Genomic DNA, 24,669 nt, shown 5'->3' on the forward strand with positions numbered 1-24,669 from the left:
ATTACTGGATTAAAAAGTCTACAGACTTTGATCCACTTCGTAATTATGACGCCTTGGTGGTTTTTGGTGCATCTACGCCCTTTAATTGTGAACCTTATCACCTAATGTTTGCATTATAATATTATTCGGGCACTACTTTTACGCGAGAAGTTATGCAAGTTATGTAATATCCGAGTTCTAAGCGTGATCCGAATGGCATATTTAATAATTGTTTTTAGAGGTCAAATCAGAAATTTCATCAAGTTTTAACAGAGTGAAATCGTAGCTGGTGTGATCGCAATCACTCCTATATTAGTGATTCGTAATCAACATGGGATTTAGATCACTAACTAGGTGCGAGTACGCCCTCTACGCCCTGACTCCTCCTCCTTGTATCGAGCAAAACTAGGAGGATGCTTAGTTATAAGAGAGCGTGCAAGATATGGCACAGATGGATTAAAAACTACAGTGAGACTTTGGTAATGAAACCTACTCAACAAAAAAAATTCGACAAAGTGTCGTTCCAAGAAAGTGTTAAAAAGCATTTATCAGCAACATACGCAACAACAGTAGATACTGCCGATAGCCGTTCATGGTATCTAGCAATGGGCCGTGCGCTTGCTGAACTAACAACATTCGATTTGTTAGAAACAGAGAACGATGAAAAGATTAAAAATGCAAAAAGCTTAAACTATTTATCGCTTGAATTCTTGATTGGCCGTCTGACAGGTAACAACCTTATCAGCATGGGTCTGTATGAAGAAATTACAGGTGCTATGGAAGAGTTAGGCCAAAATCTAACTGACCTTCTAGAAGAAGAACGCGACCCATCACTAGGTAATGGTGGTCTTGGTCGTCTAGCTGCTTGTTTCATGGATTCTTGTGCCGCTCAAGAATACCCAACAGTAGGTTACGGTCTTCACTATGAATACGGTCTATTCAAACAGTCTTTCCAAGATGGTCGTCAACAAGAAGCACCAGACGCATGGCGTGGTGTTGAAGGTTACCCTTGGGAAGTTGCTCGTCCAGAGCTAGCACAACACATTGGTTTTTACGGTCATGTAGACGTTGAATTCATTGACGGTAAAGAAGTACGTACTTGGGTTCCAGGTATGGAAGTAAAAGCAATGCCTTGGGATCTACCTATCGTAGGTTACGAATCAAACACGGTTTACCCACTGCGTCTTTGGGAATGTCAGGCAATTGCACCATTCTCACTAGCAAGCTTTAACAACGGTGATTACTTCGAAGCGCAACACTCGCTCATCGATGCAGGTAACATCACTAAAGTACTTTACCCGAACGACAACCACGAGAAAGGTAAGACACTGCGTCTGATGCAGCAGTATTTCCACTCAGCAGCGTCTGTTCGAGATATTCTGCGTCGTCACGAAGCAGCAGGTTTCTCTCTAGAAGATCTGCCTAAGCAAGAAACGATTCAGCTTAACGATACGCACCCAACGATCGCAATTCCTGAATTGATGCGCATCCTAATCGATGAGAAAGGTCTATCTTGGGACCAAGCTTGGGAAATCAGTGCTCACACGTTCGCATACACGAACCACACACTACTTCCAGAAGCACTTGAGACGTGGTCTGAATCACTGATTCAACGCCTACTTCCACGTCACATGGAAATCATTTTTGAAATCAACCACCGCTTCATGCAAGAAGTTCGCAAGATGTGGCCTGGTGACGGTGAGAAGCAAGCGAAGCTTTCTATCATCCAAGAAGGTTTCCACCGCATGGTTCGCATGGCAAACCTATGTGTGATTGGTTCTTACAAAGTAAACGGTGTAGCAGCACTGCACTCTCAATTGGTTAAGAAAGACTTGTTCCCTGAGTTCAACGAAATCTTCCCAGGTAAACTGACTAATGTAACGAACGGTATCACACCACGTCGTTGGTTGAAGTTCTGTAACCCAGGCCTATCTAAGCTAATTACTGGTAAGATCGGCACTGAGTGGCCTGCTAAACTTGAGCAGCTTGAAGGCATTGCTAAGTTTGCAACAGACGCGAAATTCCAAAAAGAGTTCATGGCTGTTAAGAAAGAAAACAAACAGCGCCTTGCTGATTGGGTTTCTGAAAACATGGGTATCGAACTTGATACTAACGCTATCTTCGACGTGCAAATCAAACGTCTACATGAATACAAGCGTCAGCATCTAGATTTGCTACACATTCTATCTCTGTACCACCGTATTCTTAACGAACCTGGTTTCGAGTGTGAGCCACGCGTATGTTTCTTCGCAGCGAAAGCAGCACCGGGTTATCACCTAGCGAAAGAGATCATCTTCGCGGTTAACAAGATTGCAGAGAAGATCAACAACGATCCTCGCATCGGTAACAAGCTTAAAGTGGTATTCATCCCTGACTACCGTGTAAGCATGGCTGAAATCATCATCCCTGCAGCAGACGTTTCTCAGCAAATTTCACTTGCAGGTAAAGAAGCTTCTGGTACGGGCAACATGAAGATGGCTCTAAACGGCGCGTTAACCATCGGTACGATGGATGGTGCGAACGTTGAAATTCGTGAAGAAGTTGGTGATGAAAACATCTACATCTTCGGCCTAGAAGTTGAAGGTGTTCAAGCTCTGAAAGCTCAGGGCTACAACCCATACGATTACTACAATGCTGACCCATTACTGAAAGCATCGTTAGATTTACTGACTGGCGAAGAGTTCACTCCAGGTCAACCAGGTCTTCTACGTGCAACATTTGATAGCCTGCTAGATGGTGGTGACCCTTACCTATGTCTTGCGGATTTTGCATCTTATGTTCAAGCTCACGAAGATATGGGCAAGCAGTACAAAGACCAAGCAGGTTGGGCTAAGAAAGCGATTCTTAACACGGCATTGGTTGGTAAATTCACGTCAGATCGCTCAATACGCGACTACGTGAACAACATCTGGAAACTAGAAGCAGTAAACCGCTAATAGAAAGAAGCCAAGGTAACCATTGTTGCCTTGGCTTTTCTGACATTGATTTCAATTGTCATTATAAAAAGAAAGACCAATAGATAGTTTTAACCCTACAAAAGTGAAGGCGAAAGAAGTACCTTCGGAGAGAGCGATGAAAGAACAATCAGTATTAAAACAAGTCGCGGAAATGGCGAATCTTGCCGATAGCTATGTAAGCGCGTGGGGCGACGAAGCGGCTGTATCTGATGAGACAATTTTGAGCTTGTTAGCTGCGCTAGGCTATGACACCACAAATGATCAAACTTTGTTGAAATCAGCAGAGAAAAAACACAAAAAAGACGTAATTGACCCAGTTCTTGTTTTGCGTGACGGTGAGCCAGTAGAAGTGGCTTTGAATCTAGGTGTTAGTGCTCGTGAAAGTGAGTTTAGCTGGCGTTTAGAAACCGAACAAGGAGAGGTACTTGAAGGCTATCTTCAATCACAAGTTGTTCGCGATGAACGCGCAGAGGGTGGCCCTTTAGTGTTTGCATTGCCAAGTGATTTGGCATGGGGATATCATAAATTAATCATTAATCGTAAGCGTCGTAAAACACCTTATGTGATGACGCTGATTATTACACCTAAATCTTGTTTCAAACAAACTGCCATTGAAAATGGTAAAAAGATGTGGGGACCAAGTGTTCAGCTATACACCTTACGCACTCAGCATAACTGGGGTATTGGTGATTTTGGCGATCTGAAACAACTGGTTAGCGACATTGCATCACGTGGTGGTGATTTTGTTGGTTTAAACCCAATTCATTCACTATTTCCAGCGAACCCTGAAGGGGCGAGTCCATACAGCCCATCTTCACGTCGTTGGTTAAATATTCTCTACATCGATGTGAGTTCAGTACCTGAGTTTGCGTTGAGTGCAGAAGCTCAGCAACAAGTAGGCAGTGCCGATTTCCAACAGCGTTTACAAAAAGCGCGCGAATCTCATTGGGTAAACTACACAGAAGTTGCAGCTCTAAAAATGAGTGTTTTACCGCTTCTATTTAATGAGTTCAAAACTCGTCATTTAGATAAAAACACTGAACGAGCAATGGCATTCCTAGACTTCATCGAACTCGGTGGTGAAAGCCTAATTCATCAAGCAGCGTTTGATGCGCTACATGCTGAATTACATGCTGAGAATTCGGATATGTGGGGCTGGCCTGTCTTCCCTGAGAAATACCGTCGCTTTGAAAATAGCGCCGTACAGAAGTTCATTGCTGACAACCAGGATAAAGTACAACTTTACATGTACTTACAATGGCTTGCTGACGCTCAAATCAATGAAGCTCAAGCACTTGCTGAAGAGAAAGGCATGGCGGTAGGTCTGTACCGTGACCTTGCTGTAGGTGTTGCTGATTCAGGTTCTGAAACTTGGGCTGATAATGGCAACCTAGTCATGGATGCAAGCATCGGTGCTCCACCGGATATTCTTGGACCACTAGGCCAAAACTGGGGCTTACCTCCGCTAAACCCACAAGTGTTAGAAGAGACTAGCTACGACGCATACGTTCAACTGCTTCGTGCAAATATGAAACATTGTGGTGCGTTGCGTATTGACCATGTACTTGGTCTGTTACGCCTATGGTGGATTCCAAAAGGTGAAGACGCGACCAAAGGCGCATACATGTACTACTCAGTACAAGACATGCTTGCGATCCTTGCTCTTGAATCTCACCGTTACCAGTGTTCTGTAATTGGCGAAGATTTAGGTACCGTTCCTGATGAAATCGTTGATATTCTTGCTGATGCCGGTGTTCACTCGTACAAAGTCTTCTTCTTCGAAACAGCAGAAGATGGCGGGTTTATTTCACCTGAGCACTATGCGTCACAATCAATGTCGGCACTATGTACGCATGATATGCCAACGCTTCGCGGATTCTGGCACTGTGATGATCTGAAAACGGGTCGTGAAATCGGTTTGTATCCAGATGAAGCTCAGCTTGAAACATTATTTAGTGACCGTTTAGAGTGCAAGCAAGGTATTCTAGATTCTGTAGCATGGCACGGTTTCTTGCCTGAAGGTGTTGGCCGTGATGCAAGTCAAGTCCCTATGGATTCATATTTAAGTGAAGCTTTGCAAGTTCATGTTGCGGCAGGTTCTTCAACACTGCTTAGCGTTCAACTTGAAGATTGGTTAGAAATGGACAAGCCAGTAAACATCCCGGGTACGGTTAATGAATACCCTAACTGGCGTCGTAAGCTAACAATGAACCTAGATGAAGTGTTCAGCCGTGAAGACGTGAATCGTATCTCTTCACGTTTAACAGAAGTGCGCAGTAAAGCGAGCAAATAAGATGATTGAATAGAGTGAGATAAGACAAAATACCAGTAGTTTCCTACGGTTGCAGACGAAACTATCGCTTAGGTCACTCTATCATGAAGCGTAGTCCTGTAAAATGGATTGTCGTTATAATGCCCGCACATTTAGCGGGCATTTTTTATATATAATTTTAATATTTTTTGAAGTTTGGTTAGGGAGAGAGTTTTTGAAAATAACAACTATTTCAAAGCAAGAACAAGCATACAGTCAACTTTCTCAAGCTTCGTTTGCTGACCCGTTTTCTTTTTTAGGCCCGTTTATTTCGCCAGAGGATGGTGCATTACGAGTTTGGATTCCGGGCGCAAATAAAGTTGAGTTAGTCATCGACAAGGAACCTCGAATTGAATTAGAACGCGATCAAGAGAGTGGCTTTATTCTTAAGAGTAAGCGTGATCTGCGTTTTACACATTATCAATTAGCCATTGATTGGTCGGGCACCGAGCAGATTCTAGATGATCCGTATCAGTACCATGAATTGTATGCCGAGTATGAAGAGCTTCATACGCCCAAAGAGATGTATAAGCAGATGGGTTCGCAATTCATTACTCTTGAGCGTGATGGTAAATCGATCTCAGGTACACGTTTCTTGGTTTATGCTCCGCATGCTACGGCAGCGAGTTTAGTGGGTAACTTTAACTCGTGGGATGGTCGTCGTTTTCCAATGCAACGTTTAGATTACGGCATCTGGGGGCTGTTTATTCCAAACCTTGAGGAAGGCGCTCAATATAAATTTGAGCTGAAAGGTCCAAATGGTGAAGGTCTACCTCATAAAGCCGATCCATGGGGCTTTTATTCAGAGCAATACCCATCATTTTCATCTATTACTTATGACCATGACCGTTATGAGTGGCAAGATGAACAGTGGCAAAACCGCCCAGTAACTGAGAAACGCAAAGAAGCGTTATCATTTTATGAACTGCACGCTGGTTCATGGAAACGCGATGCGAATGGAGAGTTCTTAAACTATCGAGATCTTGCTGCAGAGCTTATTCCATACCTGACAGGTTTAGGTTACACACACGTTGAATTAATGCCCGTTTCTGAGCACCCATTCTTTGGTTCTTGGGGTTATCAACCGGTTGGTTTATTTGCACCTACCAGTCGTTTTGGTTCACCTGATGACTTCAAATATTTCGTCGATCAATGTCACCAAGCAGGCCTTGGCGTTGTGCTGGACTGGGTTCCAGCTCACTTCCCATCGGATGATCATGGTTTGGCTAATTTTGATGGAACGCCACTGTTCCATGATCCAGATCCTCGTCGAGGTTGGCACCAAGATTGGAATTCATACATATACGATTTAGGTCGTGAACATGTTCGTCGATTCTTAGTGTCGAATGCACTCTATTGGGTTGATCAGTTCCACATTGATGGCCTACGTGTAGACGCGGTGGCTTCGATGCTTTACTTAGATTATTCGCGTAGCCATGACCAGTGGATCCCGAACCAAGACGGTGGCAACGAAAACTATGATGCGATTGCAACCCTGAAATGGATGAACGAAGAAGTGTACAAGCACTTCCCGAATGTGATGACGATTGCTGAAGAATCGACTGCGTTCCCGGGTGTCTCTGCGCCTACCTTTATGGGAGGCTTAGGCTTTGGATTTAAGTGGAATATGGGTTGGATGCACGATAGCCTTTCTTATATTCAAGAAGATCCTATTAACCGAAAATACCACCATAATACCATCACGTTCCCGCTTGTTTACGCTCATAGCGAGAACTATGTTCTGTCTTTGTCTCATGATGAAGTCGTATATGGTAAAGGTTCAATCCATAATAAAATGCCTGGCGATGAGTGGCAGCAAACGGCTAACTTGCGTGCATACATGGGTTATATGTACGGTCAACCGGGTAAGAAGCTTAACTTTATGGGGGCGGAATTTGGTCAAACCGCAGAATGGAATCACGATGACCAATTGCAGTGGTTCTTACTCGATTACCCTCGCCATCAAGGTGTGCAGACGCTGACTAAAGATCTGAATATGTTGTACCGAGAGCAAGCGGCAATGCATGATCAAGATTTTGACCCAAAAGGGTTTGAATGGAGACTTCAAGACGCAGAAGAAGCGAGCATTTTAGCTCACGAACGTATCAGTGAATCTGGTGAGCGAGTACTTGTGATCAGTAACTTTACGCCAGTACCCCACGAAGCGTTCCGCCTTGGTGTACCGACGGATCATAGCTACGAATTACTGCTGAATACCGATGACACGAAATATAATGGTAGTGGCTTTGAGGTGATGCAAACGGTTCAAACGGAAGCGATTGAAAGTGAAGGCTTAGCGCAGTCGCTATCACTTCGTATCCCACCGTTATCGACCGTCTTCTACAAAAAGTGCTAAATATATCGTATTAGACTTTAAATCTGAATGACGACAAAACCCAACTTCGGTTGGGTTTTTTATTGCTTCGAATTCATAACTCAAGTAGAACTTAACGTTAACTTACATAAAAACAGATAGGATAAATGCATGATCACAGCACTTTACGCCTCCATTTTAGCCAGCATGATGATTTGGCTGGCGATAGAAGTCATTAAACAGAGACGCAGCAACAAAGTTGCGTATTCGGATGGTGGAGTAGAAGGGTTACAAATCGCTAGATCGGCGCAAAGTAATGCAATGGACTATATTCCTATTACGCTTATTTTGATGGCTCTGGTTGAGTTTAACGGTGCGCCTTCATGGCTGCTGCATCTTGTAGGAGTGGTATTCGTGATAGGGCGCGTGATGCATGCGAAAGGGTTATTGAAAGAGAAGATGTCGGGCCGGGTGAATGGCATGAAACTGACTTTTTTAGCGATGGTGAGCTTGATCGTTTTGAATATTGTTTATTTGCCGTTTGAGAAGTTGTGGTAGAAGTGAGGAGGAAAACGCAGATGAGAATACCACCAGCATGGGTGATAGTGCTTTTTGGGTTGATCCTTAACATTCTTGCGATTATTACGTCTAGCTTAGTTTTGGATAAACAATCTGCGGAACTTGCACAACTTGCTGAGCAGAAAGAAAGTAACATGTATTCGATTCAGCTTTCTTGGAATAGCATTGAAACATTAGAGCGCAAGCGTGAATCAATCTTATTGCATGTGGATAAAACCGACTTAGAGTCTGCCTTTACCAGTTCGGTATTGGATGAAGTTTTACGCGGGCAACTGGCGGTTTGGGTTGGGAAGGAAGTGCCTAAAATTAGCATTGAAAATCTATCTGAAATAATGACGCTCATTAACTTAGCACAACAAACTCAGCGTGACCGAATTGATGACTTCTATCTTGATAATGTTGCGGTTGCTGAGTTGATGCAAGTGACGAGCGACAACATGGCTTTTTATAAAAATATCGCTCTGTTTTTGCAAATATTTGGTTTGGCGTTGATCTTAGCAAGAGATCTTGCGCGTAAACCGAATGCGACACAGTTGTTAGATCATCATGACAAAAAATAATTGGCAAAAAAGAACGAACGTGCTAAAAATGGAGTGTAAACATAAGTCTGGATAATGATGAGTAAAGGTAAAGTAACCAAAGATCATATTCTCAATTGCGCATTTGAACTGGCGAGTAAGAATGGATTAGAAAGTTTAACCATTGGCGAGTTAGCCAAAGAGTGCGGGATGTCTAAAAGTGGTCTTTTTGCTCACTTTAATTCTAAAGAAAACCTGCAATTGTCGGTGTTGGAATTCTCTAATCTGATTTTTACCCAGCGGGTGATAGCGCCTGCGAGGCTACTGGGTGATGACAATATTGAGGCTAAATTAAAAAGCTTGCTCAAAAATTGGCTGGGATGGAATCACTCTTTTCAAGGTAGCTGTATGTTTATCGATGCGTGGAAAGATGCCGGAGCGGATGTTTGTGCCATTCAACAAGCATTGCAAAAATCCATCGCGACATGGATTCATTACTTAACCATTCAGGTAGAAAAGGGGGTTGATAATCAGCAATTTCGTGCTGATTTAGATCCACAGCAAGCCACATTTGAATTGTATGGTTTATACCTCAGCGCCAACTTATTTTACTCTTTGCAAGGAGAAGACGTGAGCCAGCGTCACTTTTGGGAAGGGGTAGAGCGTTTGATTTCTAGTTGGAAAATTCCCCAATAGAGGCACTTGCGACATCCAACATAAATTATAATGTAAGGGAGGCTTACCTCCTTTTTTAATTTTCATAAAAAGCACGGTCGTTCTTTTAAATTGATCTTGTTTTTGTTCATAGGCTGAAAGGATAAGGCACATAGATGAGCGAAAAAATATATTTTAACACCTCAGGCAAGTTCAGTTTGAAGCGCACTTTAGTCAACGTGACTACTCGGTTGCATCATACCGTGGCGCCTAGTCATGCAAAAAAAACGGCGCGTAAATTACTGTTAACCCCAGCTCGAACAGAAGCGAAAAACAGCCAACCGCAAGGGTTAGTATGCGGTGAAGTCGAAAGTAAGGAAGGGACGTTAAAGACGTATACCCTAGGCGCTGGCCCTGTATGGGTGTTAACTCATGGCTGGTCTGGAACGGCGAGTCAGTTTTATCCGCTAATGGAGCATATCGCGAGCAAAGGGTTTACTGCTTTGGCTTATGATCATCCTGCGCATGGCGGCAGCGATGGTGTTTATGGGCATATTCCCGCATTTGTGAATGGACTTGAAGCTGTTCTTGATAGCGTAATAGAACAACCCGTAGCTGGTGTGATTGGACACAGCATGGGAACGGCATCGGCTTTAGAGTGCCGCCACGCGAAGATTCAAAATGTGCCTATGTTATTAATTGCGCCTGTGCTTGATTATTTGGATAACTTGTTTGGCAGTGTGGCTCGATCTGGCTACTCAATGAAGCTATTTGAAGCGATTGTGTCTGAGTTACAAGAGCAATATCACTACCCACTTCAATCTATCGATCCACTGCAAAAACTCCGTCAGAGAGAGGCGCAGACGTATATCGTTCATGATCAGAAAGATAGATTTACTAAGCATGAAGTCTCGCAGCAGGCAGCCAATGAAATGGAAAAAGTAACGCTTGTGACGACTCAAGGACAAGGCCATGGGCGCGTTATGAAGTGCCAACAGGTGATGGAGAGTTTCGATAAGTTAATTTAGCGTTCATCGACTCAATAGAGAAAAGCCTAACGACAGTGATGCGTTAGGCTTTATTTGACCGCTACAAAACGTTAGCGAGCCATTTCGCTATTTAGAGACAGAGCAGTTTGCTTCCCCAATGAGCTTCCATACTCCCCACTTGCCTGATTGACTTGGGTTTTCACCTGTTGTCCACCATTTTGCTTCCCATGTTTTCGCGTCGTGTGTCACTTGATTCCCACCAGTATATATCGCTGATGAATCCCAAAGGTTGGTACAGGTATCGCCACCATCAGTGATCTTTTTGAGAACGATGACAGAAACCGAGGCTGATGAACTCGCAACACCATCACTCACGTTAACAGTAAAGTTTAGCGGTGTGTCTTGGGCATATTCTGCGGCAGTGAAAATCACTTTATCCCCTTGAACCGTCGCATTAATGCTTGGTGGTATCGTCCAAGTAAAGCTGAGTACATCTTGATCCGCATCGCTTGAGGCTGAAGCATCAATGATAACGGAACCACCAGCGTTGACGGATGCTGGTGCCGAAATTTTAGCTTCTGGCGGAGTATTGATCGGGGTTGTGTTTTTAGGGTTAACTGTCACGACGATCTCATCAATGGCCGTTGCGCCTTCATTGTCGGTGACCGTGAGAGTAAAGACTAAGCGTTGCTGTTGGCTGACTTCATCAATGGCAAACTTTGCTTTTGCTTGGTTAGCATCCGTTAATGTTACTGTCTCACCCGATATCTGTTTCCACTCATAAGTGCGGATAGTGCCATCCATATCTTTGGACAAAGAGCCATCAAGAGTTACTGTGATTGGACCTATCAGGGTTTGATCAATCCCTGCATCAGCGATGGGTTTTTTGTTGTGAGGAATCGTTGAACCACCCGCTAACCCTTCATGCATCGCATTTAGAATGTCACCGTTATCAGCGTCGATTTCCCAAGAAAATAGTCCGGCCAATCCTAGGTCACGAACGTAGGCTCCCTTAGCTTTAACTGAGCGTGCATCATCAAATGTGATGAGCTTACCTGAAGAACGGTTCCAAACGTAGGGAGCTTCTGCAACTTCATCATAACCATACTCAAAACCATTAATACCTTGGCTGTTTTCTCCAAGCATATGGTTTTTGATCCCTTTGTAATCAATGACACCATCTTCCCACACGCCTTGAGCGGTGCTCCCTTTGAGCTTGCCGTTACCTACGCCTGTCATTGGATCGTTCGGATCTGTCAGGCTAGATGGCATTACGCCTTCCCAACCTCGGCCATACATGGCAGCGCCAAGAACTAACTTATTCGCTGGTACGCCTTGCGCCAATAGCAGTTGAATACCGTTGTCTGACGTATAGGCTGGGCCTTTAAAGGCTTCTCCATTTGCATCGACACCTGAGCCATCGCATTGGCCTGGCAACATGAAATTTCCGCAATGTAGAGCGGTTTGATGACCTAATACATTGTTCCAGCCACCATAAAAATCGTAAGTCATGGCAAAGATGTAATCCATGTATTGGATCGCCTCACCGTAGTTAACATCCTCGATCTTATCGTGACCCACACCGATCGCTGAAGTTAACTCATAACTCTTGCCTGTTTCCGTTTGAAGCTCATCTAACATGGTGCGTAGCTCTTGCATTAAAGCGACATAAGCCGGGCCATCATTCACTGGATCGCCTAGATCAGGCGCGGCACCACCGCCACCAGGGAATTCCCAGTCGATGTCAACGCCATCATAGAACTTCCATGTAATGAGGAATTTTTTAACAGAAGCCACAAAAGTGTCGCGATTGGCTTTGGTTGTAAAGTCGAAGAAGGGATCGGAAAGCGTCCAACCGCCAATTGAAGGAATAATTTTAAGATCTGGATTGCGCTGCTTCATCGCCATCATCATGGCGTAATTACCTTTAATCGGCGTGCTGTATTCGTGGCCTGCTTGTTTGAAGCTTTTTTGAAATGCAGCCCAAGGATCGTGAATGACCACTTCGTAATCGTTGACTCCGTTACAAGCTGTCATTAAGGCGTTGTAACTATTCCCTCCCACGGTTTTTACTGATTCGTTAGGCCCACAAATTGGAATGAAACCGTATAAAATATGCGTGAGATTATCGACCGGAAGGTTGTCTACTGTATAGTCTCGACCATAGATACCCCATTCAACAAAGTAAGTACCAACTACTGTGTTTGGATCCGTGCTGTATGACTTATTGTTCGGATCGGTATTCATTGTTAATGGTTTTAAGTGCGATCCATCTGTATCTGCAATGGTAATTTCAGCAGGTGCGCTACGACTACACCCTGTTGCGTCACACGCCTCAATTTCCATTTGATACAAACCACCTTTCCCGTATTGGAAGCTGGCCGTTGTTTGGCTGCCTTTAATTGGCCCCGTCGCGACTTCAATTCCATCAAAGTAGATTTTGTAAGTATCGCCAGAACTTCCACTCCACTGATTAAATTTAACGTTAATGGTGGCTAAGTCGTGGTATTTCACCATCTGGTTGTAGCCAGAAGTGGTTTCCATTGCGAGTTCAATTTTTGAAAATTGTAGGTTATTCGAGCCGTACATATCAATGCTCGGGGTAGCAGGTGCCGCTATTACTGCACTTGAAAGAGCAGTGGCAATGCTTGCTGCGCACAAAGTAAAACGATTCATAATATTTATCTCATCCCTTGAATAAGAACGTCCAAGAAAACGGTATTCCCAAAAAATGGAACTTGGAATACAGGGGTATTCTTGGAAGAAACATAAGCTGTTTTTCAGATATTGAAGAACATCAAGGCTAGTATTTGAGATACTTTATTTTTTAGGCGAAAAATTAAAATGCTTTTCGAGTGAGGCGGAAAAAAGAGAAACCTGCAAACATGTTTTTGCATAAGAAAGTTTATCTTCAGTCCAAGTTTAATTGACGGTCTTAAAAATAAACCGCTGATTTAAAGGTACTAAATTGATACTGTTTTAATTTGAAATATTCATAGGCTATCACCATCCAATCATTATTGGATGGGACATTTGTAACGTTTGAATCGATCTATTTCGATGCATTGAAGTGCTCAGAAAGCGCCTTTCCTCTGCTTTGTATCGCATTGCTTTGATCATCCTCGATAGTATGTTCGTAGCCTTTTTTAATAAAAGTCACTCTCGGTTTACGAGGAACAATTCTCAATAGTTGTGGTGAAGAAAAAGTGCCTGATAGTTCGTAGGTGGTTTCACCTGCGTTGGTTTTAATATGGATTTTTTTGCCATCATAATCAAATTTAGTGCTGATTAATCGATGGTTATGTGTGAAACCCTTCGAAGAAAAATTCAGTATATCGGTTTGATATTTTGGAGCGCCAATTTCAATCCAGTCACCATATATCTGTTCAGGATTGACGTGATCCTGATAGGATGAAAAGAGAAAATAACAAGCCACTGAAAACACAGCGCTGCCAAATAAAATGAAGCAGACGCGAATAAGGAAAATGGATGAGCGCGTTGCCTTTGTTTTAGGTGTTTTCGTCATGGAGATCCTGCTTGTGCGCACTGGACGTTGAGAGCGGTATTGTGCGGTAGATGCCTTAGTATAGCTTGTTAATCATTGAGCTGAATAACAAGATAACCTTGTAAAAATATTGACATAGTGCTCAATAATAAGGGTAACGCAATGTGTCTCGCTGAAAGATTAGTCGATTGAAATACTTGTTTACGGATAAAAAATCAGATACAACCTGAATTCACATCGAAACAATCGCTCAAATAGGACAAGGAAAGCATATGATTAAGGAAAATATCTACTTTGAGGGCAATGTTAAATCATTGGCGTTTACTCAACAAGATGAGACAAGTAGCGTAGGCGTGATGGCTCCTGGGGAATATACATTCGGGACGGCGGCACCAGAGAAAATGACGGTCGTAAAAGGTGCGTTAACAATACAACGCGCAGGTGAAAATGAATGGACGACATTTTCATCAGGCGAATCATTTAATGTCACAGGTGATTCATCATTTGATTTGAAAGTCGAAGTGACGACTGCCTATCTGTGTGAATATTTATAATTTTCTGCTGATAGCGTCGCTTGAAGAGAGAAAAAAACCACGCTCATCGCGAGCGTGGTATATAAGACGGAAAATAATCGTTGGCAGTGGAATGTCATCGTTATGCGTCTTAAATTGACTCTCAAAATAAAATTAATAGCGTTCGAAAGCCCCTGAGTTGTAATCTTGTATGGCTTGCTCTATTTCGGATAATGAATTCATCACAAATGGGCCGTAGTGGACAACGGGTTCCTTGATAGGTTGACCTGAGAAAATTAGAACACCGCTATCTACGTTGGCCGTTAGTTGGGCATATTCACCATGAGTCAATAGCGCCATCTCCCCTTGATCTACACTTCTGTCACCAATTGATATTTTCCCTTTATAGATAAAAATCATCATGTTATGTGTAGGGTTTGTTTCTAATTTGACCTGGTCTCCGCTATCTGAACGCCAATCCGCGACGGTAACAGGAACGCCTGTTTTATCTAACGGCCCAGCTAATGGTTGGCTATTAGCGTTTAAGTTTCCTGAAATTACGCGGATCAGTCCGAGCCCTGATTTCTGATGTTCTGTTATCGAATCTGATTGAAAATCATGGTATTGAGCAGGCTTCATCTTGTCGTGGGATGGTTGGTTGATCCAAATTTGAAAACCATGCAACTGTCCCTCTTCCATAATCGGCATTTCACTGTGGATCACTCCGCGCCCTGCTGCCATCCACTGAGCCCCGCCACTCATGAGCTGACCGATGTTTCCCATCTGATCTTTATGTTGAAAATGGCCATTGAGCATGTAGGTGAGAGTCTCTATTCCACGGTGTGGGTGCGGTGGAAAACCACCAATGTAATCCGCTTGTTGATCCGACTTTAATTCATCCATCATTAAAAATGGCGAGAATTTTGCATTATTGAACCCAGCAACACGATGAATTTTAACCCCATCCCCGTCAGAAGTGGCCTGAGATGGGATGATACTTTGAATCGTTCTTGGTGTAGACATGATGCACTCCTGAAGGTTTCTTTGATGAAAGAAGTGTAAAGAATTGATGAAGGGAAGAGCACGTTGGATTTCTGAGTATCTTGTTCAACTTTTTTGAATGAACTGAGTGGCGGTTTTTTTACTATACTTATGTATTGGTGGAATCGACTCGAGGAGGCGTATATGGCTGTACAAGCAAAACACAATGATAGTGGCAGCAGTTATGACATGAGTAATGACTTCACAACAGATCAAAGGCAGAGATTTGCGCAAGTTGCAAATAAAGCGGATAAGCGTCGATACGGATTCGAGCAATCTAGCTTTATTGAGAAAGCAAAAGTCACAGCAATGAGGCCTGTTATCAAGCGAAAACCGAATAAACCAGATCACATAAGATATGTGGCTTGGTTGGTGGTTATCGCAGCATTCTCTCTCTGGGTAATGTATATGACACGTTAGCGTTTTTTCATTGATACCACATTATGTGCTTCTGATATTTGGGACATGGGCAAACTATGATAATTTTGTTCGTGATTGTCAGCAATGTCGAGACTGTCAGGAATGCAGTTTTGATAAAAACTAAAGCGGTTTTTGCCTGAATGTTTTGCTGCGTACATGGCTTTGTCTGCGCAACGAGTGAGTTCAGGTAAATCCTCAGCATCTTGAGGAAATATGGCAGCTCCGACACTGACTGTTAAGCTATTGATACGTTCGTGGCCATTGTAATCATGATCAAACAGGTGACAAATACGATGCAGTATTTGGTTTAAATCTTGTTCTGAACGCACATCATAGAGCAGTATAATGAATTCGTCCCCAGCGTAGCGGGCGATTGAGTAATCTTGATTGTCAGTTTTTCTATCTTTGGTTCTAATGTTGTTTTTTAAACGTTTAGCAAAATGTTGTAGCACTCGATCACCGACATCATGACCATAGTTATCGTTAATTACCTTAAAGTCATCGATATCGATAAAAATGAGTGCCGTAATGCCTTTATTCGCTTCAATCTTAGTTAACTTTTGTTTTGCCCAATTCTCAAAACTCCATCTATTTGCAAGGCCTGTGAGCTGATCCATATAGGCAAGATCTTCAATTCCTTCTTGATAAAGGCTCTGTATGTAGCTGATGATTTTTGCGTAATAATAAGCGGAAGTATGACAAATCACACACATTGCTAGAAGGCTAAATAAAAACCGACTAGCCGCATAAGTGGTCGGTATCTCAATAACACCTGAGAGCACAGTGATGGACGATATGAGAACAAAGAATGACGAGCTTAACATTAAGCCGATACGAAATTCGTTGATAAAGATAACGGCGGCGAGAATTGGGTATAGCCACAGCAGGTGATCGGATACAGTTTGGCTATAAAGAAAAAGGACAACGCCTTGGATCAATAAAATGCTGCTTAAAATAAGGTCGGCATAAGCAGGTTGTTTTTTCCGGAGCACGTAGATGCTATTCGCTAATGCAATTCCTGCCCAGATAAGATCAAACGTTCCAAACCAATAATTGTTTGCTGTGAAGTAAAGAACGCTATAGATAAAAAAAAGGCAACAAGATGCAATTGAACATATCAATACGATTTTTCGTTTTCGTGTAGAACGAATATCGGCCATCTCTTCTAAATGTCTTCCTACAAGGTGAGTCATATCCTTTTGATCTCTATTTTGTTGCAAAACTGTTGGGTTGAAGTTTGTATCAAGTTAAGCATTTTGGGCGCAGTTCACAATATTTCATATGTGATAGATCTCATTGTTTGAGCAGAACATTATAAGGTAAATCTAATAAGCCACTAAATTCATATAGTTAACAATGTGTAAAATTAACTTATTTTTTAAGGTGTAAGATGAAAATTTGACTTATAGGTTGTAAGTGGAACAATAAATGGGTTTTATATAATTTGAGTCTGATATGGAAAATAAATCTAAGTTTTGGCAACAGGGAAGGTCAATATTGGCAGTCTCTACCTTTGCACTCTCTCCCTTGGTATTGGCAACCTCGCTGGCTAACGCTGCAAATATTGAAACGGTTCCGGTTGTTGGGGGGGTCTTTAATTCAGCTCAAGTTTTTAAAAATCAGGTGGTTTCATCTATCACTTATTCGACTCGTTTTAGTCGAGATGCTGCTTTATTTACAATCGCAGGCGTGACGCTTGATACTTATATCCTCACATTGCCGTTAGATGTAAAAACCAAAGCCAGAGTGATGGCTCAACTATCCGATCCCACCTACTCAATCCCACTTGGGTATTTTTTATATAGCTATTACGATCGCTATGTAGGGCTCAGCTCTGATGATGTCTTCAAAGCCTATTTAAAAACACGTTACGATGAATCGACTCTCGCCAACTTTGAACATAGCTTATTTCAATTATCCGATTCTTCAGAGCTTGAAACAGATCAAAGCTTGCATGCTGAATCTGATTCGAGCCATCACCAAGGGCTCAAAGTCGATGATCAATTTATCGCCTCGATGGTCGTTATTTATGATGCTCTCGTACAAATTGGTCAATGGCAAAAGCTGGATACGTTACCTGATAGTTATACTTACCTAACGAACAGTCGTAATGATTTAAAAATTATTAATACAATCCAACCCATTATTATCGATTTGCTAGCACAAGCAGAACTTGGAATGGGTGAGGGTGACATGAAAGCCGCAGTGAAAGCGGTATTGCAGGATGCGTTGCCGGAAAACGTGGGTAAAGTGAATAATAAAGCTCAGGCATTGACCGTAACTTTGATTGATTTTGTGCGATTAAATGTGTTGAAAGCGTATCGGCAATTTATTTATCAGCAGGAGCGCGAAGAGGCTCTCAATAATTGGATGCAGCAAGCATTCGATGATGATCCTACTCAGTTAACTGATTTTCTTGAATCTCAACAGAAGCGTCGGTTTGCCGTTCAGGTGACAGTAGACGGGTTACAGCAAGGTTTACTCGAAGGTTTGGTTGACTCCTCCTCTCCGTTCATCTCAGAAGCTTACAAAGCCCACCAACAACGTACTGATGTGAAACCTGTGAAAGAACCAACAATTGAGCCTGAGCATCAACAGCAAGTTAAATTTATGCAGAGATTGGCCGAGCAGAGTTATCAAGATCCGAGTTATTTGCCATTTTTTAAACGATTATATACTGACTACCGTGACTCCATTGTGCAGGTCGGGGTCTCATCTACTCCGACAATTAGCGTGCGAAATTTACCAATTATAAAAACAGGCGCTAAGGTTTCAGGAGATAAAGGCACAGGGATCCCAAATTTCCATTTTGTCGACCGAGAACAAGATCGAGCCTATTACTTTTTTGGTAATGATGCCTTACAGCTTGATCGGCTAATGGTGGATAATCAGGTAAAAACTATGTTTGACCGCTTGGATTACCTTAAAACCCTCAATTGCAATGCTCAGTATGATTGGAATGCTCATACAACCTATGACGGCTTGGTGAACCTTGGTCTGGGGGAATCACAACGAGATTATGGTGAAAAACGGTGTGTTCGCGAGCTGCAAGAGCGGTCGAAAGTTGAAATTCAATTACGCAGAGGTCGAACTGAGTTACTGGAAGATATTCAAGCATACGAAAGCATTTCGACGTTTGATTTTTATACAAAACTCACCATGAAATGGAAAGTTGAGCAGAGCATTAAACGATTGGCGCAACAAGATGGTAAAGGTATGCCTGATTTTACTCTGATTTATAACCCGTGGCCTGATCACTTTGCTCATTTCACCGGACCTTTCAGTGATGAAGTCATTATGCCCACAGGTGAGTTGAATCGTCTGGATTACTGGTTGTCGGAAATTGAAAAAACCTATCAAGAGGCGGGTATTTATGACCAAACATTATGGGGAATGGCGGGCGATCATGGCCTCACGCCAGTATTTTATGCCTTAAATCCAGAGAAAGTGGTGTTCGATGAATTGGCTCAAGATCTTGGATACGATTTGAATATCATGAAAATATCTTCTGATGAAGGTGAAGGTCCTAAATTCACCAATGCTTTGAATTACCCAAGCAGCAAACAGCATGATGTGATTGTGGCATCAACGGCTGGTGGTAATTTTATGTTGGATTTCTTCAATTCCCAAGAAGGATGGAAAGTACAACCGACTTACCAAGAATTGACTCAATGGCAAGCGGCTAATACGCCCAATGGTGAAAGTATCGATATCGTCAACGAGGTTGCTCAGCGCTTGAGTGAGACTCTTGATTATATGGTGATACGAGAACAACCGTGCGATTTAAACCGATGCAAAGTCAGGTTGGTCGCAACACGCAATGGAAAAAGAGTGGATGAGTTTATCACTAGGATCGGCGATAAGCGTTACTACCATGCACAAGAAAATGTGCCAGCTCAGGTTCCTCGTCTGTTAGGCATCCAACAGCTGAATCCATATATCCCAGCGCCTTCAAAAGAGGCATTTAACCACTATGCCCAATTGGTGGATCAATGTCTGTATCGTGCGAAAGAGAGTGATGTGACGACATGGTGTAACCAGCAACAATGGCGTGAGTTGACCCGTTTTAGTATCAAGCCAGATTCTGTGAATCAATTAGCCGCCATTTATGAAGAGTCACGAGCGGGCACAATTAATCTATTTCCCAAGTCGGGTATTGGATTTAATACCAAAGTGCCAGGTCGTCATGCGGGTGAAGATTATCTCGAAAAAGATGCGTTTCTTGGTTTTTGGGGGAAGCCAATTGGCAAGAAAGCAACACCACTGTCGATAGAAGAGAATGGTTCATTAGCGCCAACTCTGTATGAGTACTTAACTGGAGAACCGATTGTGGTGGGTGAGGATGGCTGGGGTTTTCCGTCTCTACTCAATAAACTCGATATCCAATAAGCTTGATATCCAATAAACATGAACTTTAATTGATAATAAGGTTTTTTATTGCTAAAAAAAGGTATGAATAGTTAATTTGTTTGAGTGTAGGTTGCCATGTTGTGGTTATTTTGTGCGATACTGGTCAGATTAGTAGAGAGCCAGGTGTTCTTACATTACGGCCGCTAATTTTATAGCAATGAAGCTAAAAGGCTTATAAAAAGGAGTTCCAAAATAAATGAGTGTTGAGCAAGCTTATTACTTCAGTGTTGCGTTGATAAACTTGGTATTTGCTCTTGCTGGAACTCGCGTTAAAGAGCTTGAAAGCAACTCCCATTCAATTCAATTTTTTATGATCTCCTTTCTTGCGTATTTTGTGAGTTGGTTTATTTACGTATTTGAAGTAAATATATTTTTGGAAATCTTAGCGGCAGTGTCTGCTTCAATTTTTGTGTGGGGAATGGTGGTCTTTAGTTCGAGGCGATGTGGTGTCAACTTGCCTTGGGTTGTTCCTGTGGGCATGTTTTGTCTTCAAGTGCTCGCTCAAATATATGCGTTGATGGTTTCAGATTTAAAGAGTTATCTGCATGTCAGTAGCGTATTTCTTCCTATCGCATTTTGTGCCATTAGTTATATGTTTTTAAAATTGAAAGTGAAACGTCACCCATCGGACATTATTGTCGGTTACGCTTTCCTTTTCATGACAGTGGTGATCATCGGTCGCTCAATATTACTTGAAGTATCACCAGACTTATTTGCGCGTTCGAGTCTCTATTCACAAATTATTTGGCCTGCTTTTTGTACTACCGTTGGCGTATTTACGTTATTGAGCTATACAGAGGAAGCGCAAATTGAATTAGAAAAAGAATCCAATACGGATCTTCTTACTGGTTTATATAATCGGCGTATGTTTGATACTAAATTGACGAACGGTTTGGACTATATGGCACACACTAGCCATTTTGGTGTTCTTATCTATTTTGACTTGGATGGGTTTAAACCGATAAACGATCAACTTGGGCACTATATTGGTGATGAAGTGCTTGTGGAGCTTGGGGCAAGGTTAAAGCGATCGGCCCAAAGGCATGAAGTGTTGGCAAGGTTAGGCGGGGATGAGTTTGCCTTATTGCACACACATTTAGGCAAATCTGAGGAGCAAGCGAAAGAGAAGGCCGAGAAATTAGCCTTGAAGATGCAAAAGCTCGTGAATATACCTATCCAATATGAACAGCATACGATTAAGGTGTCGAGCAGTATTGGTGTGCATATGATTGCACCGGGTAATCAAAGTGAGAAAGATATACTGACAAAAGCCGATGCGGCGATGTATCAATCAAAGGCGATCAAAAAAGGCAGTATCACGTTTTCGGGAAACGTTGTTAAGGTTTGATGTCCGAAGGGAACCTGCAAATTTTTTATCCATACGATTAAAAACCTGATTAGTCGATAAATGGCGATCCTGATTTAATACTGGCAGATATTTTTTGTAATTTAATCTGTCGATTTAAGGTATTAAAATGTTTGCAATAGATGATCAAGTTGTCGCGACTAAAGGTGTGGAATTAGGTCCAATGGTTGTAACGGGTCAAAGCAGTGGTGGCAACTACACGCACGTTCAAGTTGATGGGTACAAATTAACTTACCCAACACGCGACTTGAAAGCGGCATAATTTACCGGACTACTTCTCCAGAAAGGTACTCTATGCTGATAAACAAAAGGTGGCCCTATCCATGGCTACCTTTTTTTGTATTTGGCTATCTGTTGTGATGGCTAACTGCTGTAATGATGGCTGCTGTCATGATTACTTTCCGACAGATTCCCACATGACATGACACTCTTCTTTGGCAGCCGCAGTGAGTAATGCAATTAACGGTAGTGCTCGATTATTGATACTAACGCTCTGCTCAACAAGGTCATCACCGTTGTCATCGAGTTCTGAATCGTTGAGTTCAGATGCTCTCTGTTCTTTTGCGACTGCTGCTTTTAATTGAGAGAGTGCAGTGGCTACTTCCGATGCCTGAATCGCTCCTAGAACGGTTCCACTGTGCCCCATCATCTTTAACATTTGTAATCCAACGTCACCAAACATGGTGATATCTGCATGAGCTTTACAACTGAAAATAATGAGCATATTAATCATCCTTTTTGTGGTTGGAATATACGATGGTTATTCATCCTAGTGATATTTGATCCATGATGCAACGTATGGGATACCGCCGTTTCATGGCATTTATGTGTGATGTTCTTAATCTGGATTAACATTTATCATTAATATTATTGATAACATCCTCGCTTGCTGATTGACACAGCAAAAATGAACAAAAAAGAACAGCTATGCGAATACGTGGCTGTTCTTTTTTGCCTTTTAATATCCGGAAATTATGACAATAAATGTCGAGAGGGTTGAGTTTGAGCACTTTGTTTTCTGAAAGCCAAATTGGCAGCATGACTTTAAAAAACCGTTTCATTCGTAGTGCGACATGGGAAAACATGGCGACAGAAGAGGGGCATATGACGGATAAGTTATATGCGATCTATGAAGAGTTAGCGAAAGGTGAAGTCGGCTTAATCGTGACGGGTTACGCCAATATTGTAGAAGAAGAGAAGCCTAACGCTGGAATGATGGGGATGTACAATGATTCCTTTATCGATGAATTCCAGAAACTGACGGATTTAGTCCATCACTATGATTCAAAAATAGTGATGCAACTTGCTTATGGCGGAACGAAAACCACATACAACGTTGGTGAGCGTCTAATTTACGCCCCGAGTGATGTATGCGAAATAGGTACCCAAACTCTTGGCAAGGCGATGACTCAAGAGGAGATAGGTTACATCGTTCAAGCATTTGCGCAGGCGGGAAGAAGAGCAAAAGAGTCAGGGTTTGATGGCATAGAAATACATGCTGCCCATACATATTTGATCAACCAGTTTTTGAGCCCATACTACAATCGCCGTGAGGATCAATATGGTGGTAACCTAGATAATCGCATGCGATTCTTGCTTGAAATTTATGCTGAAACAAGAAGACTGGTTGGCGATGAATTTCCTCTTCTAGTGAAATTAACGGCCTCAGAGTTCTTTGACGGTGGGCTTACTTTTGATGAGACGCGGCTTATTTGTCAGAAGTTAGAATCAATCGGAGTGGATGCCATTATCATTTCTGGCAATATTCACGGTAAAGCCAACACATTAATTGGCGAACATTTTGATGGGCATACCATTCAAGAAGAGGGGTATTTTCACCAATATGGTCATGCGATTAGTGAAGAGGTGGATATTCCGGTTATTACTGTCGGAGGTCTAACCGATATTAATGCGATAGAAGAGATTGCCAATAACACAGGTATTCAGTATTTCGCACTATCGAGACCGTTACTCTCTGAACCGAGCTTAATTAAACGCTGGAAAGAGGGAGATCGCTCACCCGTTGAATGTGAACGATGCTCAAAGTGCCGAACGAAACGTGGTAATTTTTGTGTGGTGAATAAAGAGAGAAAGCAGCAGCTCGCTCGCCTATAAATCAAATTTAGAGTGGTTAAATGCGCGTAAGACTGGAAGCGACTAGAAGAGGAAACGAATAGAGTAAGAACGATCAGGGCTTAGAGTGATCTGAGTCCTGACAGGAGATAATGTTATCCATTCGGGTTCATCGAATACCAGCGATCAAGCAACTCTTTTCCATACACAACTTCCGTTTGCATGTGCATTATCATCAAGCACGCTGCCAAAATCGCACAGACGATATTAAATCGACTTGAATACCGAGCACGGGTAGCCTTATCCCAGATCAACATGTTGAGTATCACCAGCATAAATGGGTGGGTGAACATGAGTAAGATGAACAAACCGAGATAGTTTGAAATCGCCATTGACGACATAATCCAATCCATTAGTAGCAAAGAAAAATACAACTTAATGGATTGAAAAGGGCTTGTACGGAAAAGAGTTAAGCTTATTTATAAAATTCGACGAGGCTATCTTTTCTGTAATCTGTTATTGATATAAAGCATTTTGCTCAGTGTACTGATGAGAGATCGGTAACCTTTTCCATCACATAATTGGTTAAGTTCTGCCCACGAACTTCAATGATTTGTGAGTGTTTGACAATGAAACCAAAATGTTCGTAAAAAGGCCGAGCAGTAATACTGACTTCAGAATGGAAGCGAGTGATTCCTCGTCTTTCTCCTTGGGTAAAAATGTGCTGCATAAGCGCGCGCCCAACCCCTTTCCCTTGATATTCATGATGGCAAAAGAAGTGGTCAATGAATCCATTTTCTTGTAAATCAGAGTATCCAACTATCGTTCCGTCGTATTCGGCAATGAAAGGCTTTAAGGTTTTCATGCGTTTTTGCCAAATTTTGAAGTCAAAATCGTCAGGGGCCCAAGCTCTCACTTGCTCATCAGAATAGTCACGGCAGTTAATATTTCGGACTGTGTAGAAGAATAGCGCCCATGTCGCTTTTGCATCGTCGTCACGGTAATGTCTAATGGTTAGCATTGTTTCCCTTCGATTGTCTG

Annotated in this window: 20 protein-coding genes; 13 read left to right on the top strand and 7 right to left on the bottom strand. The window is 42.4% G+C overall.

Annotated elements, in window-relative coordinates; translation table 11 throughout:
- Nucleotides 1-461: 461 nt before the first annotated feature.
- From FCV43_RS09740 to FCV43_RS09770, 7 genes are all read left to right on the top strand, one after another.
- Entirely contained in the window at nucleotides 462-2,915 is a 2,454-nt protein-coding gene (locus tag FCV43_RS09740) for a glycogen/starch/alpha-glucan phosphorylase (protein WP_017052248.1), read from the top strand.
- A gap of 136 nt (nucleotides 2,916-3,051) precedes the next feature.
- Nucleotides 3,052-5,229 carry a 4-alpha-glucanotransferase gene (gene malQ, locus FCV43_RS09745; RefSeq protein WP_136995041.1) on the top strand — a complete coding sequence of 726 codons (2,178 nt, stop codon included), beginning with the start codon at nucleotides 3,052-3,054 and terminating at the stop codon, nucleotides 5,227-5,229.
- A 193-nt stretch (nucleotides 5,230-5,422) separates the two neighbouring features.
- Nucleotides 5,423-7,603 (top strand): 1,4-alpha-glucan branching protein GlgB, encoded by a 2,181-nt coding sequence (gene glgB / locus FCV43_RS09750; RefSeq protein WP_136995042.1) that lies wholly within the window; start codon nucleotides 5,423-5,425, stop codon nucleotides 7,601-7,603.
- Nucleotides 7,604-7,732: 129 nt separating this feature from the next.
- Entirely contained in the window at nucleotides 7,733-8,119 is a 387-nt protein-coding gene (locus FCV43_RS09755; protein WP_136995043.1) for an MAPEG family protein, read from the top strand.
- Between the two features lie 20 nt (nucleotides 8,120-8,139).
- Entirely contained in the window at nucleotides 8,140-8,700 is a 561-nt protein-coding gene (locus tag FCV43_RS09760) for a DNA mismatch repair protein (RefSeq protein ID WP_136995044.1), read from the top strand.
- A 57-nt stretch (nucleotides 8,701-8,757) separates the two neighbouring features.
- Complete coding sequence (locus FCV43_RS09765; RefSeq protein WP_113798772.1) at nucleotides 8,758-9,354, top strand: TetR/AcrR family transcriptional regulator; 597 nt, start codon at nucleotides 8,758-8,760, stop codon at nucleotides 9,352-9,354.
- Nucleotides 9,355-9,488: 134 nt separating this feature from the next.
- Nucleotides 9,489-10,340 carry an alpha/beta fold hydrolase gene (locus tag FCV43_RS09770; RefSeq protein ID WP_136995045.1) on the top strand — a complete coding sequence of 284 codons (852 nt, stop codon included), beginning with the start codon at nucleotides 9,489-9,491 and terminating at the stop codon, nucleotides 10,338-10,340.
- An 87-nt stretch (nucleotides 10,341-10,427) separates the two neighbouring features.
- Here FCV43_RS09770 and FCV43_RS09775 read toward each other — a convergent pair whose 3' ends face one another.
- The gene (locus FCV43_RS09775) at nucleotides 10,428-12,977 is read right to left on the bottom strand and encodes a glycosyl hydrolase family 18 protein (protein WP_136995046.1); all 2,550 of its coding nucleotides are present in this window, start codon (nucleotides 12,975-12,977) and stop codon (nucleotides 10,428-10,430) included.
- Between the two features lie 376 nt (nucleotides 12,978-13,353).
- A complete protein-coding gene (locus FCV43_RS09780; protein WP_113798542.1) occupies nucleotides 13,354-13,827 on the bottom strand; it encodes a DUF2850 domain-containing protein in 474 nt (157 codons plus the stop codon).
- Nucleotides 13,828-14,078: 251 nt separating this feature from the next.
- Between FCV43_RS09780 and FCV43_RS09785 the strand changes: the two genes are divergently transcribed.
- Nucleotides 14,079-14,360, top strand: coding sequence for a pyrimidine/purine nucleoside phosphorylase (locus FCV43_RS09785; protein WP_113798540.1), 282 nt, complete (start codon nucleotides 14,079-14,081; stop codon nucleotides 14,358-14,360).
- Nucleotides 14,361-14,492: 132 nt separating this feature from the next.
- Here FCV43_RS09785 and FCV43_RS09790 read toward each other — a convergent pair whose 3' ends face one another.
- A complete protein-coding gene (locus tag FCV43_RS09790) occupies nucleotides 14,493-15,341 on the bottom strand; it encodes a pirin family protein (protein WP_136995047.1) in 849 nt (282 codons plus the stop codon).
- Nucleotides 15,342-15,503: 162 nt separating this feature from the next.
- Here FCV43_RS09790 and FCV43_RS09795 point away from each other — a divergent pair, with 162 nt between their 5' ends.
- Nucleotides 15,504-15,779: a hypothetical protein gene (locus FCV43_RS09795; protein ID WP_113798535.1), complete on the top strand. Its 276-nt coding sequence runs from the start codon at nucleotides 15,504-15,506 to the stop codon at nucleotides 15,777-15,779.
- Here the strand turns inward: FCV43_RS09795 and FCV43_RS09800 are convergent.
- Nucleotides 15,776-16,972: a GGDEF domain-containing protein gene (locus tag FCV43_RS09800; RefSeq protein ID WP_136995048.1), complete on the bottom strand. Its 1,197-nt coding sequence runs from the start codon at nucleotides 16,970-16,972 to the stop codon at nucleotides 15,776-15,778. The two genes, FCV43_RS09795 and FCV43_RS09800, sit on opposite strands and share 4 nt — an antisense overlap.
- Nucleotides 16,973-17,234: 262 nt before the next feature.
- Between FCV43_RS09800 and FCV43_RS09805 the strand changes: the two genes are divergently transcribed.
- The 3 genes from FCV43_RS09805 to FCV43_RS20380 all read left to right on the top strand — a co-directional run bounded on the left by FCV43_RS09805 (nucleotide 17,235) and on the right by FCV43_RS20380 (nucleotide 21,817).
- On the top strand, nucleotides 17,235-20,168 hold the full coding sequence (locus FCV43_RS09805; protein ID WP_136995049.1) for an alkaline phosphatase family protein: 2,934 nt from the start codon (nucleotides 17,235-17,237) through the stop codon (nucleotides 20,166-20,168).
- Between the two features lie 217 nt (nucleotides 20,169-20,385).
- Nucleotides 20,386-21,537: a GGDEF domain-containing protein gene (locus tag FCV43_RS09810; RefSeq protein WP_113798529.1), complete on the top strand. Its 1,152-nt coding sequence runs from the start codon at nucleotides 20,386-20,388 to the stop codon at nucleotides 21,535-21,537.
- Between the two features lie 127 nt (nucleotides 21,538-21,664).
- A complete protein-coding gene (locus FCV43_RS20380) occupies nucleotides 21,665-21,817 on the top strand; it encodes a hypothetical protein (RefSeq protein ID WP_017053817.1) in 153 nt (50 codons plus the stop codon).
- A 132-nt stretch (nucleotides 21,818-21,949) separates the two neighbouring features.
- On the opposite strand, the gene FCV43_RS09815 is transcribed toward FCV43_RS20380, so the two are convergent.
- On the bottom strand, nucleotides 21,950-22,279 hold the full coding sequence (locus FCV43_RS09815; protein ID WP_136995050.1) for a DUF1840 domain-containing protein: 330 nt from the start codon (nucleotides 22,277-22,279) through the stop codon (nucleotides 21,950-21,952).
- A 278-nt stretch (nucleotides 22,280-22,557) separates the two neighbouring features.
- Here FCV43_RS09815 and FCV43_RS09820 point away from each other — a divergent pair, with 278 nt between their 5' ends.
- The gene (locus FCV43_RS09820) at nucleotides 22,558-23,670 is read left to right on the top strand and encodes an NADH:flavin oxidoreductase (protein WP_136995051.1); all 1,113 of its coding nucleotides are present in this window, start codon (nucleotides 22,558-22,560) and stop codon (nucleotides 23,668-23,670) included.
- Between the two features lie 113 nt (nucleotides 23,671-23,783).
- Here FCV43_RS09820 and FCV43_RS09825 read toward each other — a convergent pair whose 3' ends face one another.
- Nucleotides 23,784-24,029, bottom strand: a complete 246-nt coding sequence (locus FCV43_RS09825; protein ID WP_017053814.1) for a hypothetical protein — start codon at nucleotides 24,027-24,029, stop codon at nucleotides 23,784-23,786.
- Between the two features lie 137 nt (nucleotides 24,030-24,166).
- A complete protein-coding gene (locus tag FCV43_RS09830; protein ID WP_017053813.1) occupies nucleotides 24,167-24,649 on the bottom strand; it encodes a GNAT family N-acetyltransferase in 483 nt (160 codons plus the stop codon).
- Between the last annotated feature and the right edge of the window lie 20 nt (nucleotides 24,650-24,669).

The organism is Vibrio genomosp. F6 (assembly GCF_005146325.1).
In the GTDB taxonomy this organism is placed as follows: domain Bacteria; phylum Pseudomonadota; class Gammaproteobacteria; order Enterobacterales; family Vibrionaceae; genus Vibrio; species Vibrio cortegadensis.